Origin of the sequence: Acetobacter cerevisiae, assembly GCF_001580535.1 — a bacterium.
GTDB classification, from domain to species: Bacteria; Pseudomonadota; Alphaproteobacteria; order Acetobacterales; family Acetobacteraceae; genus Acetobacter; species Acetobacter cerevisiae.
Map to the genome: position 1 here is coordinate 1 of NZ_LHZA01000059.1, position 3,388 is coordinate 3,388.

At 53.1% G+C, this 3,388-nt stretch carries 4 protein-coding genes; all 4 read right to left on the minus strand.

All coding sequences use genetic code 11. The annotated features are described in order from the left end of the window. Positions 1 to 21: 21 nt before the first annotated feature. Positions 22 to 612: a hypothetical protein gene (locus AD928_RS00535; protein ID WP_062247404.1), complete on the minus strand. Its 591-nt coding sequence runs from the start codon at positions 610 to 612 to the stop codon at positions 22 to 24. A gap of 581 nt (positions 613 to 1,193) precedes the next feature. Then, positions 1,194 to 1,754 carry a recombinase family protein gene (locus tag AD928_RS00540; RefSeq protein ID WP_062247406.1) on the minus strand — a complete coding sequence of 187 codons (561 nt, stop codon included), beginning with the start codon at positions 1,752 to 1,754 and terminating at the stop codon, positions 1,194 to 1,196. Between the two features lie 103 nt (positions 1,755 to 1,857). Continuing rightward, positions 1,858 to 2,406, minus strand: a complete 549-nt coding sequence (locus tag AD928_RS15115) for a hypothetical protein (RefSeq protein WP_233419871.1) — start codon at positions 2,404 to 2,406, stop codon at positions 1,858 to 1,860. A gap of 256 nt (positions 2,407 to 2,662) precedes the next feature. After that, positions 2,663 to 3,160 carry a helix-turn-helix domain-containing protein gene (locus tag AD928_RS14255; protein WP_082779658.1) on the minus strand — a complete coding sequence of 166 codons (498 nt, stop codon included), beginning with the start codon at positions 3,158 to 3,160 and terminating at the stop codon, positions 2,663 to 2,665. Positions 3,161 to 3,388 lie beyond the last annotated feature (228 nt).

Below are 3,388 nucleotides of genomic sequence, written 5' to 3' on the forward strand. Positions count from 1 at the left end.
CGTGAAGCCGCCCCTCCGGGTTTATGCTGCCGTATCTGCCGCCCTCAGCGCCCTGATTATTTCTTCAGGACTGCCAGCACCCTTCCGTGGTCGGAGCAAGCAGATATTCTGCCCGATCTGGAAGGCGTATGATCTGACGTCCCTCCGGACCATCTCAAGCAGTTCGTCAGAGATGCTGTAATCCCACGGCCACATAACCGGCACCCCATCCAGAACGATCTCACGGGGATTCGTTGCTGCCACACAATCGGGAACGGGAAGGATGATCTCCTGACCGGCAACCCATAGACTGGCACGGGTGGAACATTTCAGGCCACGGAAACGCTCGGCAATCTCCTGCAATGAAGCAATGGCCGCGGCACTGACAACCGGCTGTTTCGTGGCATCATTTGCAGGTGATGGGGTCGAATGTTCAGGTTCCAAAAGTGTGTAAGAAACGCCTAATTTAGTATTATAAATATAGGGTATCTTACACACTTTGAGGCGTTGCATTGCATAGGTCATTGCCTCCAAGTCTGGGCCACAAACCCGGCATGTTTCTTCACGTTCCCCCTTGATCTGATAGGTTCCACGCACCGCACTAATCCCCATCATGTCCAGAAGGTCACGCATGAACTTGTTGGGTGCTGGCTGGTGCTTTCTTGTCGATTACGTTGGCTAGTAGTCCCGCAACTGTCAGACGGTCGCTCTGGCTGCTCTGGGCATGTGCCGCTGTGATCGTGTCCCGAATACTCTCATATTCTACGCTACGTGCGTTTTATACGCCGCAAGCTACCCACATACCAGAAAGAACTTAGAACGCACTCAGCGGCCAACTGTGATGCCTTTACGGGCATGTTATACATCAACACCCACTAAGTCCGCAGGGTGGTCGCGTAGTAAACCCTCTCCAGGGACACACCTCCACACCTACTGACGCACCTAAAAAGGAGGTGTGCCTCTATTTTGTGGCTGATTTCTGCGGCCGTGGCATACCTATATACCTTTTTATATATAAAGATATATATGAGTATAACACCCAATACATGCATTACGTAATATGTGTTGAGTGCCTCTAAGGTGCGGATGTGTGCCTTTATATGGTTAAGTTATTGATTTATATAAATAAATAGTGCCATATAGGTGTGCCAGTGGCACACCTATATTATGTCACAAAGAAAATTGGCTCTGGTTGTTCTTCTGGGGTCGGAGGGTCACAACGGCAAAGCTAATTGCCGGGCAAGAACCTTGTAAACGTATGAACGAGCGACCCCGACCCGGCGAGCGATCTCTGTCGCACCGATGCCTTGGCGTTTCAGATCGAAGATGGTCGCGATCCGTTCATTGTCCGCCGGTCGGCCCTTATAAACGCCTCTGGCCTTCGCATTGGCGATTCCCTCCGCCTGACGCTCTTTTCTGAGATTCGTCTCCAGCTCCGCAAATACCCCGAGCATGTCCAAGAACGCTTTCCCGGCTGCTGTTGACGTGTCCACGGGCTGTTCAGTGCAGACTAGCGAAACGCCTTTAGCCCTGAGCGTCTGCACGATGGTTTGAAGGTCTCCAATCGAACGCGCTAGCCTATCAACGCGGGTTATCACCAAAGCATCACCTGGGCGCATAAACTCCAACAGGGTAGCCAGTTCCGTGCGGCCTTTCAGCTTAGTGCCTGTTTTTTGCTCTGTGCGGATAACGTCACACCCTGCGGCTTCCAATGCGGCAACCTGTGCTTCTGGGTTCTGGTCAGTGGTCGAGGTGCGAGCGTAACCGTATCTCATGGCAATGTGTCTCATTTGGGTTTAGACCCTAGCCCCTTGCTATGTCTCCAAATTAAAATCAATCCAAAAGAGACGCAAAAGGGGCGCGGTTTTCCTGTGTCTGTTATTTTATTGTATTTGTGGTTTTTGGGTATACCGAAAAGAGACGCTGCCACCATGTTCTGGGGGTACGTTCCCCCTGATCGTTCACCTGAACATCTGGCACTTGTTCACCCTCTACGTTCGCCCCGTCCGTAGGGTGTTCGCGTTCAGTCAATCGCGCCTCTGCCACCGCTAACCGCGCCCTTAGATCGGTATTGTCATCACGCAACCGGGAAAGCTCTTCCTTGTCCTGCGCTGCTTCCTCTGCCCGTCTGTCCAGTTCCCTCTGTAGGGTGGTCACGGCTAGGCGTAGGGTGTTCATCAGTTCAGCGTTCACCCCGTCCGTGGGTGGACTGTTCGGGGCGGTCATTTCTGACTGTTCAGGGGTCTGTTCGCCCTGCATGTTCGGGGTGGTTAGCGCGTGCGCTGGCACACTCACGTGAACGGTTCCACTGTTGTCTGTGATCTTGAGCCAGCCGCCACGCCTGACACGGGCGCGGGCCGCGTCCACTGATAAACCAAGCCGGTCTGCAATCTGCCTATAGGTTAGCTGCTCGGTCTTGGCGTTCATTCAATATCCTGTTGAGCCGGTAGCGAATAAAGCAGGGCGTGGGCCTACGCCACCTGTCCTGCCCGCAATTTACAAGATATTTTTACGCCAAAGATGGAGACATGACAGCGACAATCTCAGTCATGCTAGGCGTCATTCTCACAATAAACTCTGTTATTTTTGGTCAGAGATACAAGGCAGAGAATAAGCCTCCCCCATCGGCTCCTACTTCATGAGCCTTTGCGGTGCTGGTGTTTGGTGTGTCGGAGGGCTGGGGTTAGGTTCTGCCCCGGTATCCTACGCTCTCGCACCACGTGATTAGGTCATGCCTTGACATTCCGGCGGCTGAAAGCGGATCTGCATTAAATAAATTACTCTGAAAATTGGTTCCGCTGCCATTTTGGCACTTAGAAAGAAACGCCTGTTTTCTGCGGGCAAGGGCTTCTCTCAAACGCTGTGCAGCATGGGCGGCGGCGGCTTTAGCCTGCTCCAATGGTTTAACGATAAGCCGGTAGCGATTAGCGCCGTTACAGATGCGCCCTGATACCCTCTGACGCTGGCGTGTGCGTTCGACTATCCCTAAACGGTAAGCCGTCTCTAAGGCCCTTATAACGGTTCTGGTGCTGCATCCAGCACGGGCGGCGATGCTTTCATGGCTAGGGAATAAACCACGGTGTCCTTGAAAGCTGGCTAGTGCCTGCAATACCAGGTGCGTCTTTCCCGTGATCTGACGGCCTTGTGTGAGTGTCCAAATCTGGGAAGCGAAACTGGTCATAATCCGTCCTTTCAGACGGCGAGACACTTCCCCGGCTTTAAAGGCAGTTGAAACCAATCGGCTTCATGCCTATTATAGCCTTTGGATGCTCTGGCGGTTCCAAGCGCCTTTGCATCATATCTCGCCGGGCAAGCAGCGAGTTTTGAAGCCCTCGGAGTTAATCGCTCCGGGGGTTTCGTCGTTTTCAGAACAATGCACCGCATGACATGCGTCTGGCAAGGGGGCGAC

Bases quoted from the DNA above. Each gene is read 5' to 3' on its own strand.
- AD928_RS00535 (WP_062247404.1), bottom strand. From the start codon at position 612: ATGCGTGACCTTCTGGACATGATGGGGATTAGTGCGGTGCGTGGAACC.
- AD928_RS00540 (WP_062247406.1), bottom strand. From the start codon at position 1,754: ATGAGATACGGTTACGCTCGCACCTCGACCACTGACCAGAACCCAGAA.
- AD928_RS15115 (WP_233419871.1), bottom strand. From the start codon at position 2,406: ATGAACGCCAAGACCGAGCAGCTAACCTATAGGCAGATTGCAGACCGG.
- AD928_RS14255 (WP_082779658.1), bottom strand. From the start codon at position 3,160: ATGACCAGTTTCGCTTCCCAGATTTGGACACTCACACAAGGCCGTCAG.